This window comes from Rhodopseudomonas sp. BR0G17 (assembly GCF_010907025.1).
Taxonomy (GTDB): Bacteria; Pseudomonadota; Alphaproteobacteria; order Rhizobiales; family Xanthobacteraceae; genus Rhodopseudomonas; species Rhodopseudomonas palustris_H.
The window spans coordinates 1-392 of record NZ_QUML01000235.1 but is presented as its reverse complement, the minus strand read 5'-3'; the positions used below and the strand labels follow the sequence as shown (position 1 = coordinate 392).

Here is a 392-nt window from a genome sequence, read left to right as displayed (position 1 = left end):
GGCTGTCGACCGGCCGCGTGCTGGAGCACTGGCATTCCGGCACGATGACGCGGCGGGTGCCCGAACTCTACAAGGCGTTCCCGGAAGCGGTCTGCTTCATTCACCCCGACGACGCATCGGCGCTGAAGCTGCACCGCGGCGACGAGGTCAAGGTGCAATCGCGGCGTGGCTTCATCCGCGCGCGGGTCGAGACCCGCGGTCGCGACCGGCCCCCGCGTGGCCTGGTGTTCGTGCCGTGGTTCGACGAGTCCAAGCTGATCAACAAGGTGACGCTGGACGCCACCGATCCGATCTCGCTGCAGACCGACTTCAAGAAATGCGCCGTGCGCATCGAGAAGGTGTGAACGCCATGAAGATCCGATTCAAAAGCGTCCGCCGGTTCTTCGTTGCGC

At 65.3% G+C, this 392-nt stretch carries 1 protein-coding gene; it reads left to right on the top strand.

What is annotated here, in order from left to right; all coding sequences use genetic code 11:
- Window positions 1-344: molybdopterin dinucleotide binding domain-containing protein (locus DY467_RS26010; RefSeq protein ID WP_283811833.1), on the top strand; the 344-nt coding region annotated here is incomplete at its 5' end.
- Between the last annotated feature and the right edge of the window lie 48 nt (window positions 345-392).